The organism is Kitasatospora sp. NPDC091335 (assembly GCF_044757205.1).
GTDB lineage: Bacteria > Actinomycetota > Actinomycetes > Streptomycetales > Streptomycetaceae > Kitasatospora.
The window spans coordinates 25,568-32,672 of record NZ_JBIVUM010000007.1; the positions used below are offsets into that span (position 1 = coordinate 25,568).

A 7,105-nucleotide genomic window follows, 5' to 3' on the forward strand; every position below is an offset into this window, starting at 1 on the left:
CGCTCATCCGGACCTCTCTGCTCATGCGGACTCCTCTGCTCATGCGGACCGATCCACTCATGTGGACCCCTCAGCGGTGCTCGCCCGCGAGGCGCCCGGGCCTCGGATCTCCACCAGGAAGTCGGGCCCCTCCAGCCGCCCCCTGGACGTCCACAGGACGGCCCGTCCGGCATCGGGCAGCGGCCGGAGGACGACCTCGACCCGGCCGTCCGAGGTGACCGCCCGACGCGCTCCGCTGCCGTCCGGCCGTACCGCCAGCGCCCTGCCGAGGAGGTCGAGCAGCCGCTCGAAGACGGAATGGTCCAGCGTGCCGAAGCCGGAGAGCCGTACGGGGCCGTCGGTGCCCAGGACGTCCCAGGCGGCTTCGAGTTCGGCGCGCTCCTTGCGGGCCAGCTCGGCGCGGGCCGCCTTGATCCCGCCGATGTCGCGCACCCTGCCGGTGCGCGTGAACCGCTCGGTGCGGCCGCTGGCCCGCAGCAGGGCGGACACCTCCACCGGCGGGGCCTCCGCCCAGGTGCCCGAGGAGGGCACCAACTCCTGGTCGGGGTGGGCGAGATGGGCGTGGCGGGCCGGGCCGAGGCCGAAGGCGGCCGACCAGAGACGGTGCAGGTCGTCCTCGGTGGGCGCCGCGGCGAACCAGCGGGCCAGTTCCCGGAAGTCCTGGACGGCGCCGGAGGAGCGGCGCCGTGACTCGGTGATCCGGTCGAGGACCTGGAGGAGCGTCACGATCGCCCGCCGCGCCACGTCGTACAGCTGCTCCACCCGGGGCCGCGACCCGTCCACGGGCCGGAACCAGGCCCGGAGCCCCTCCCAGCGTGCCCGGCGCCGCTCCAGCCAGGCCGGCGCCGGATCGCCGTCCGCGACCGGCGGCAGCTCGGCGCCCCGCACCGCCCGCTCGTGCAGCAGGCCCACCCCGCGCTCCTCGACCCGCTCCACGGCGGAGGCGACCGTCTGTCCCCGCTGGTCGAGGTTGACGAGGAACTCCTGGAGATAGGCCACCGTCGCGGCCTTCACCTCCCGGAAGGTCGCCAGGTCCGCCCCCTCGGCGCGCAGCAGGCGCTGCAACTCGCCGTTGAACGCCTTGGTGTTGGAGAGCAGCGCCTCCAGGTGGCCCTCCAGCTCCTGGAGCGTGCTGAAGACCCGGCGGTCCGAGGACGCGGAGTCCCCCAGCAGGACGTACAGCTCGTCGAGCCGGTCCGTGATCGCCTCCAGCACCGCCGTCTGGAGCGCCCCGGTCGAGGCCAGCACCGCGAGCGCGTGCTCGACCCCGGCGAACGCGGCCTCGCCGCGCCTGGTCAGCGAGTACTGGAGGTTGCGGCGCTCGTACTCCTCGGCGGTGCGGTAGTTCTCCGCGTGGTTCTGGACGACGTCCAGCAGCTGCCACTCCCTGAGCTTCAGCAGCGCTTCCCGCAGGTCGTCGTCGTGGATCGCGTCGAGCCAGCCGACCGTCCGCAGCCGGGCCCTGACCTCGTCCAGTCCGAGCGCGGTCTCCAGCCGCTCGTTGGCGGCGCCGAAGGCCTGGAGGATCGCACCGTAGAGCTCGGCCTTCTCCCCCGTCGTGAACCGGAACATCTCCGGCGGCACCCTGCGCAACGACTCCCCTTCCCCTCCGTCGGGCACCAGAATACTGATGCCGGAGGCGACGGAGCGCCCGCGGAGGTCCAGCGGCCACCCTGCCGGGGGCACCGCGTACCGCCCGGCGGCGGCGACGGGCGGCTGCGGCGACGGGCGGCGGCCTCGGACCGCTGTCAGTGCGGGAGCGAGCGGGCCCGGTGGGCGGCGATCAGGTCGCGGTACCAGGCGTACGAGGCCTTCGGGGTGCGCCGCTGGGTCGCGAAGTCGACGTGGACGAGGCCGAAGCGCTGGCTGAACAGCCCCTCCGCCCACTCGAAGTTGTCGAGCAGGGACCAGGTGTAGTAGCCGCGGATGTCGACGCCCTCGGCGACGGCCCGGGCGAGGGCGTCGAGGTGGGCGGCCATGAAGTCGATGCGGGGCCGGTCGGGGACGGTGTCCTCGGTGACGGAGCAGCCGTTCTCGGTGATGGTGATGGGCGGGAGGGCCTTGCCGTACAAGTCCCGGAGGTTGAGCAGGAGTCGGTGGAGGGCCTCGGGGACGACGGGCCAGCCGAAGGCGGTGTGGGGGACGTCGGGGATGTCGACGAGGTCGAAGGGGAGGCCGGGTCCGGTGGGGGCGGCGACGCGGGTGGGGTTGTAGAAGTTGAGGCCGAGGCCGTCGAGGCCGGGGGTGTGGATGAGGTCGATGTCGCCCGGGTGGACGGCGCCGAAGATGTCGTCGGGGACGCCGAGGGCGGAGAGGTCGGGGTAGCGGCCGAGGAGGACGGGGTCGGTGAACAGCCGGTTGTGCAGGGCGTCGTAGGCCTCGGCGGCGGCGGTGTCCTCGGCCGAGGGGGAGGCCGGCTCGACGGGGGTGAGGTTGTTGGAGAGCATCGCCGACAGGCCGCGGTCGTGGAGGACCGAGGCGGCCAGGCCGTGGGCGAGGAGCTGGTGGTGGGCGGCCGGGAGGGCCTCGAACATCAGGGTGCGGCCGGGGGCGTGGGTGCCCAGGGCGTAGCCGTACACGGTGTGGACGAAGGGCTCGTTGAGGGTGATCCACGCGGGGACGCGGTCGCCGAGGCGGTCGGCCATGACGGTGGCGTACTCGGCGAAGCGGTACGCGGTGTCGCGGTCGAGCCAGCCTCCCCCGTCCTCCAGGGCCTGCGGGAGGTCCCAGTGGAAGAGGGTGGGCAGCGGGGTGATGCCGGCGTCCAGCAGCGCGTCCACGAGCCGGTCGTAGAAGGCGAGCCCGGCCTCGTTGACCGCGCCGGCGCCGGTGGGCAGCACCCGGGGCCAGGAGACGGAGAAGCGGTAGCCGTCGAGGCCGAGCCCACGCATCAGCTCGATGTCCTCGGGATACCGGTGGTAGTGGTCGCAGGCCACCGCGCCCGTGTGGCCGTCGCGGACGGCGCCGGGGCGGGCGGCGAAGACGTCCCAGACGGACGGGCCGCGGCCGTCCTCCTCCACCGCCCCCTCGATCTGGTAGGCGGCGGTGGCGGCGCCCCAGCGGAAGTCCGCCGGGAGGTCGAAGCGGTCCGGCATGACAGCCTCCTGACGAGAAACGCGAGGAGAACTCATGTTAGTGACGCGGCGCCGAAACACCAGAGGCCGTCGGCCGGCCGGGACGGGCCGGTGTGCGGCGCCGTGCGGCGCCGTGCGGCGCCGTGCGGCGCCGACTGTCCTGGGACGGGCTGGGCCGGGCCGGCGGCAGCCGAAAGCCCCTGGCCAAAACAGGTACGGTCCGTTGTCATCCGTTTTCGGCCGCTGTGACGTCCTGGTGGGTATGAAGCGCGAATCGATCCGTCCCGGGGGCTCCGGATCCGACCCTTTCGACGAGTTCGTCGCGGCGCGGTACCAGTCTCTGCTGCGCGGGGCGTACCTGATCACGGGGAACGTCCACGACGCCCGGGACCTGCTGCACGACGCCTTGGCCCAGGTGTACCCGAGACGCTCGACGATCCGGGACGCGGGAGCCACCGAGGGGTACGTCCGCACGACGATGGTCCGCACCCACGTCTCGCGGTGGCGCCGGACCAGACGCGAGGTGCTCACCTCCGCACTGCCGGACGGGCCGGCGGTCCAGGACGCCGAGCGGGACGACCAGCTGGCGGCGGCGCTGGCCGGACTGCCACGGCGGCAGCGGGCGGCCGTCGTGCTGCGCTACTACCTGGACCTGCCGGTCGCGCAGGTGGCGGAGGAGCTGGGGTGCTCGGTGCCCACGGCGAAGACCCACCTGGCGCGCGGGATCAAGGCGCTTCGACAGGAAATCGAACCGGTGAGGGAGTTGGTGGGGCATGAGCGCTGAGGACAGGTTCGAGGAGGAACTGGTCACCCGGCTCGGGGCGCACGCGGCGGGCATCGGCGGCAGCCCGCCGCTGGCCGAGCTGCGCGAGGCCGGACGACGACGGGTCCGGCGGCAGGCGGCCGTACGGGGGGCGACGGCGGTGGCGGTGCTGGCCGTCGGGGCGGGCCTGCTGACCCAGGTCGGCGGCGGCGCCGGGCCGGGGCGAACGGGGGTGGCGGGGGCGGGCATGGGCCTGTCGAGTCCGACCCCTGGGGCGACCGGTCCGGGGCCGGCGGTCGTGATCTGGGGTTGTGAGCAGGGGCCCTCGTCGATGGGGGCGCCGGGCCAGCACTCGCGCGTGGTCACGCAGCCTTCGCCGGGGGGGTCCTCGTCGGGGGGACTCCTCATCGGGGGGGAGTTCGTCGAGGGTGCCGCTGGGGGGTCCTCGTCGGGGATGCCGTCATCGGGCGAGGCTTCGTCTGGCTCGGCCTCGTCCGGAGTCCCGACGCCTGACCCGTCGTCCTCCGGTTCCCCCTCGTCAACCGGCGTCCCGTCGGGCCTGCCGCTGTTCTCGGGCTCGTCCTCCTCCTGGCCCACGTCCTCGGGCTCGTCCTCGGACCGGCCCACGTCGTCGGGCTCGTCCTCGGACCGGCCCACGTCCTCGGGCTCGTCCTCGGACCGGCCCACGTCGTCGGGCTCGTCCTCGAACCGGCCCACGTCCTCGGGCTCGTCCTCGGACGATCCGCAGGCCGATCTGATGGGAGCGGGCCGGTCCATCGGGGGCATGGCGATGACGAACTACCCCGACCACTACTCCGGCGTCTGCGTCTCCGCCCGCACGAACACGGTCTATGTGATGCGGGTCCCCGGCAGCGACCTGGACGCCAACGTGACCCGCATGGCGACCGGATGGCCCCTGCTGAAGGTGACGTTCGCCGACGTGCAGGCCTCCGAGAACCAGCTCCGCGCGCTCGTGGACCGGATCAAGGCGGACACCACGGAATGGCAGGCCAAGGGCGTGGCGATCAACGGGCTGACGATCGCCCCCAACGGCGCCGGGGTGGTGGTCGAGACCCCGCAGTGGCAGACGGCGGAGGCGGACATCAAGGCGCGGTACGGGCCGCTGGTGGCCGAGGTCCGCTGAGACCCGACCTCGGCGTCCCTTTGCAGAGCGCCGAGCGTCGGCTGAGGGCGGTATCACCGAGCGGCTCGGTGGTTCCGCCCTTCGGCACGTCCACCTGCCCGCGCGCCGCTCAAGCGACCGTCAGCTCCCGGGCGGCCATCAGGAACGCACGCGCGTCCCGTCCTCCTGGCCACCGTCCTCGGGTCCGGCCTTCTCCAGCGTCCGCCGGATCGAGCGCGGCACCCGGTAGGGCAACCCCGCGGAACGCTCCCGCACCCAGGCCCGGCCGATCCGCGACGTCGGGAACCAGCTCCCCGCCAACCGCCGGGGGGCCAGCAGCGGCCGCACCGGCGGCACCATGGCCGCCGGGTACGGGATCCGGTGGCAGGCGTCGGCGATCTCCTCGATCTGCCGTCGTGGCTCCTCCGGTAGTTCGCCGGGCGCGTGAGCCGTGGCCAGCTCGTGGATGTCGGCGAACCCGGCGTCGTGCATGTCCTCGCACCGACGCCGCACGACGCCGACGCCCGCCCGGACGGCCCGTCTTCATACTCCGCGCCGCCGCCAGCAGCGCCCGGTACTCGTCTTCTCCTCCGTACTCGCGGCAGGTGGCCAACAGCCAACGCTGCCCGATCGAGTCCGTCTCCCGAAACCCAGTCACCAACGCCGCCTCCGCCCGGGCCCCGGCCGCCCATTCGCCTCTGACCCGCCGACAGACGTCCGCCACCCCCGCCAGGTACTCCGCCAGAGCCTCCGTCCCGGACGCCACGCCCGCGACAGCCGCCTCCGCCTCGAACACCCCGTACCGAGCGACGGCCCGCACCGCCAGGAAGCCTTGCAGGGTACACCACCTCAGCATCCACTCCGCATCAGCGCGCTGCATCGGTCCTCGCCTCTCTTGGTCGGCTCCGGATACCACCTATCGAAGGCGGGCCACATAGATGGGCGTGTCCGTCGAAAGCCGAGGAGTGTCGGCTCCGGCAGGTCGGGCGGCGGTCGGCGGGGCTGGTCGCCGCCCCCGTGCTCGGCGGGGGCGGTGGCGGGCGTTGCCGTGGGGAGGCTGGTGGCCCCGGGGTGATCAGGCGTGGGCGCTGATCTCGCCGCCGGCGGAGAGGACGATGTAGACGCCGTTGGCGGCGGCTCCGGTGTCGTGCTGGTCGGCGTCCAGCGTGCCGTAGACCTCGTTGTTCATGCCCAGGATCTCGGCGCGGTAGTGGAGTTCGCCGGTCTTGGTGACCTTGGCCGTCCAGCCGCCCGCCAGCTTGACGGTGCCCGGGCCGGAGTGGGAGCCGCCCATCCAGGAGTGGATGGTGCCGTCCAGGGAGAGCACGACGAACATGCCGTTGGCGTTGAGTCCGGCGTCCTCGTTCTTCGTCTCCAGCGTGGCGAGGACCTGGCCGCTGTTGACGATCTTGGCGCTGTAGTTCTGGTTGCCGAGGTCGCGGATCTCCGCCGTGCTGCCGTCCACCAGGGTCGGGGAGTGGCCCGCGGACGTCCCCTTGGGCGGGGCGGCCGGGGTGGTCACGCCGCCCTTGGAGGGCGTGGTGGCCGGGGCGGGCGCGCCGCTCTTGGCGGAAGTGGTGGGCACGGCGGGCGTGGTGGGCGGTGCGGTGGCGGGCGGCGCGGCCGGGGTGGTGGGTGCGGTGGCGGCCGGCGGGGTGGTGGCGGGCGCGGCCGTGTCGTGGGCGTCCGCGGAGGAGGAGCAGGCCGTGGCCGCGGGTACCAGCAGGGCCGCGGCCAGGACGGTCCCGACCAGCGAACGGCGAGCGGTCGTACGGCGGGTCGTCGAGAGGGACATGCGGTTCTCCTGAACGAAGTACGGGTGCGGAGGCGCTCGGTGCCCGTCCCCGTCCGGCGAGGGCCGGGAGGCGGGGGCGGCGTGCACGTCGAAATTAGTACGAACGATCGACGGAATCGCGCATTCCATGTCACCGGACTGCAACGCCCCGGACCGGACTGTCGCCGGGTCAGGTGGTGGCGGCGGGGAGCTGTTCGCGCACCCGGGCGGGGTCGGGGTTGGCAGGACGAGCGCCAGCGGCAGCCACGCACGCATCATGGCCCCACGGTATCCGCGAGCGTCACGGGACGGTGCGGGGGCGGTGGCCGGTTCGAGCCGGCCACCGCCCCCGCACCGCCGCCGGACGGCTC

The 7,105-nt window shown here is 73.7% G+C and carries 6 protein-coding genes; 2 read left to right on the top strand and 4 right to left on the bottom strand.

Features of this window, described 5'->3' with window-relative positions; translation table 11 throughout:
• Positions 1-57: 57 nt before the first annotated feature.
• Both ACIQOW_RS17265 and ACIQOW_RS17270 read right to left on the bottom strand, forming a co-directional pair.
• The gene (locus tag ACIQOW_RS17265; RefSeq protein ID WP_401085359.1) at positions 58-1,572 is read right to left on the bottom strand and encodes a TIGR02677 family protein; all 1,515 of its coding nucleotides are present in this window, start codon (positions 1,570-1,572) and stop codon (positions 58-60) included.
• Positions 1,573-1,748: 176 nt separating this feature from the next.
• Positions 1,749-3,095: a GH1 family beta-glucosidase gene (locus tag ACIQOW_RS17270; protein WP_401085362.1), complete on the bottom strand. Its 1,347-nt coding sequence runs from the start codon at positions 3,093-3,095 to the stop codon at positions 1,749-1,751.
• 241 nt (positions 3,096-3,336) lie between these two features.
• Here ACIQOW_RS17270 and ACIQOW_RS17275 point away from each other — a divergent pair, with 241 nt between their 5' ends.
• On the top strand, positions 3,337-3,858 hold the full coding sequence (locus tag ACIQOW_RS17275; protein ID WP_401085364.1) for a SigE family RNA polymerase sigma factor: 522 nt from the start codon (positions 3,337-3,339) through the stop codon (positions 3,856-3,858).
• 763 nt (positions 3,859-4,621) lie between these two features.
• Positions 4,622-4,981 (top strand): hypothetical protein, encoded by a 360-nt coding sequence (locus ACIQOW_RS17280; RefSeq protein WP_401085367.1) that lies wholly within the window; start codon positions 4,622-4,624, stop codon positions 4,979-4,981.
• A 138-nt stretch (positions 4,982-5,119) separates the two neighbouring features.
• Here the strand turns inward: ACIQOW_RS17280 and ACIQOW_RS17285 are convergent, their stop codons facing one another.
• Entirely contained in the window at positions 5,120-5,452 is a 333-nt protein-coding gene (locus tag ACIQOW_RS17285; protein WP_401085370.1) for a hypothetical protein, read from the bottom strand.
• 583 nt (positions 5,453-6,035) lie between these two features.
• Complete coding sequence (locus ACIQOW_RS17290; RefSeq protein ID WP_401085373.1) at positions 6,036-6,755, bottom strand: hypothetical protein; 720 nt, start codon at positions 6,753-6,755, stop codon at positions 6,036-6,038.
• Between the last annotated feature and the right edge of the window lie 350 nt (positions 6,756-7,105).